1 protein-coding gene is annotated in these 1,917 nt (G+C 59.9%); it reads left to right on the top strand.

The features are described from left to right. A partial coding sequence (locus CKW23_RS26090) for a condensation domain-containing protein (RefSeq protein ID WP_143499030.1) occupies positions 1-1,917 on the top strand: 1,917 nt, incomplete at both ends.

Below are 1,917 nucleotides of genomic sequence, written 5' to 3'. Positions count from 1 at the left end.
ACCACTTCTTCGAGCTGGGCGGTCACTCGTTGTTGGCAGTGAAGCTGATCGAACGGATGCGTCAACAGGACCTCAGCGCCGATGTGCGTGTGCTGTTTGGTCAGCCGACTCTGGCAGCCCTGGCTGCAGCGGTGGGCGGGCAGGCACAGATCGTGGTTCCGGCCAATTTGATTCCTGAAGGCTGCGAGCGCATCACCCCGGACATGCTGCCGCTGGCGGATCTGGATCAGGAAGCCATCGATCGTGTCGTGGCCAGTGTGCCGGGCGGTATCGCCAATGTGCAGGACATCTATGCACTGGCACCGTTGCAGGAAGGGATTCTTTATCACCACCTTTCGGCGGTCGAGGGCGATCCCTATCTGCAATATGCGCTGTTCGCTTTTGACAGCCTGGAGCGTGTCCATAAATTTGCCGCGGCCTTGCAGTGTGTGGTGTCGCGGCATGACATTCTGCGCACAGGTGTGCTTTGGGAGCGTCTGGACGATCCGGTGCAAGTGGTCTGGCGTCATGCAGAGCTGGTTGTGGAGGAAGTTCTTCTCGAGTCGGCTGCCGGCGATATCGCTGAGCAATTGAGTGAAGTGCTCGACCCGCGTCATTACCGCCTGGATATTCGCCAGGCCCCGATGATGCGCATCGGTTACGCCCATGATCCGGCCAATAATCGCTGGCTGGGCATGCTGCTGTTCCACCATATGGTCGACGATGCCACCTCCCTGGGGATCGTGACGTCGGAAATCGAAGCGTTCATGGCCGGCCTTGGTGATCAATTGCCTGCCTCGGTGCCTTACCGCAACTACGTGGCTCAGGCGCGCCTGGGTGTCAGTCGTGAAGACCATGAAGCGTTCTTCCGCGACATGCTGGGTGATATCGACGAGCCGACCCTGCCGTTCGGACTGCATGACGTGCAGGGTGACGGGCAGGGGATTCAGGAAGTCCGCCAGGTGGTGGACGCTTCCCTCGGCCAGCGTTTGCGTGCTCAGGCACGCAAACTCGGCGTGAGTGCTGCCAGCCTTTATCATCTGGGCTGGGCGCGTGTGCTGGGCGCCGTTTCAGGTCGCGATGAAGTGGTGTTCGGCACGGTGTTGCTGGGCCGTATGCAGGGCGGCGAAGGGGCCGACCGTGCCCTGGGCATGTTCATCAACACCTTGCCATTGCGTGTTGATCTCGGCGATCAGCCTGTCGACATCGGCGTGAAGAAAACCCATGCCAGCCTGACCGCTTTGCTGGGTCACGAACATGCCTCGCTGGTACTTGCCCAGCGTTGCAGCGGCGTTGAAGCACCTGCACCGCTGTTCAGTTCACTGCTCAATTACCGCCATCTGGAAAACCGTGCCAGTGCTTCCAGTGGCTCGGCCTGGGAAGGTATCGAGGCGCTTTCGGGAGAGGAACGCACCAACTACCCGCTGACCCTGTCGGTAGACGATCTGGGCGAAGGCTTCAATCTGACCGTGATGGCTGAAGCGCAAATTGGTGCAGAACGTGTCTGTGGCTATATGCAGCGCGTGATGCATCAATTGATCGATGCGCTGGAACAGGCTCCGCAGACAGCGCTGGGGAATCTGTCGATTCTTCCGGTTGGCGAGCGTGAGCAATTGCTTCACGAGTGGAATGTCAGTGACGCGAGCTTTGCCGATGACCTATTGATTCACCGCGCCGTTGAAAGCTGGGCCGCAAAACAGCCTTCCGCCACGGCACTTCGCTTTGAAGGCCACCTGTTGAGCTATGGCGAACTCAACGCCCGCGCCAATCAGGTGGCTCATCGCCTGATCGACCAGGGCATTGGTCCGGACGATCGTGTGGCGATCTGCGTCGAACGTGGTCCTGAAATGATCATCGGCCTGCTGGGCATCCTCAAGTCTGGTGCGGGTTATGTACCGATGGACCCGGCGTATCCGGCTGAGCGTCTGGCGTACCTGC

Origin of the sequence: Pseudomonas sp. Irchel 3A18, from assembly GCF_900187465.1 — a bacterium.
GTDB lineage: Bacteria > Pseudomonadota > Gammaproteobacteria > Pseudomonadales > Pseudomonadaceae > Aquipseudomonas > Aquipseudomonas cichorii.
The sequence above is the reverse complement of the archived record's forward strand: the minus strand, read 5'-3'. Positions and strand labels throughout refer to the sequence as shown.